Annotated in this window: 1 pseudogene; it reads left to right on the plus strand. The window is 63.8% G+C overall.

The annotated features are described in order from the left end of the window. Positions 1-265 (plus strand): annotated as a pseudogene (locus AC0IYH_RS32050) (glucans biosynthesis glucosyltransferase MdoH); the annotation flags it as partial.

Genomic DNA, 265 nt, shown 5'->3' on the forward strand with positions numbered 1-265 from the left:
CCAACCTGCTGACCCGCGGCTGGCGCGCGCTGTTCGGCAAGTCCAACCCGCCTCGCCCGCCAAAACGCGAACTCGAGCCCGCACGCTGGCGCCGGGTAGGGTCGCTGCGCCGCTCTGTGTTGTTGATACTGATGCTGAGCCAGACTGCCGTCGCGACCTGGTACATGAACAGCATCCTGCCCTATCAGGGCTGGTCGCTGATCAACCTGCAGGAAGTCATGGAGCAAGGCTGGCAGGAAAGCCTGCTGCAGGTTCTGCCCTATGT

The sequence above is a fragment of the Pseudomonas sp. AC463 genome (genome assembly GCF_979253585.1).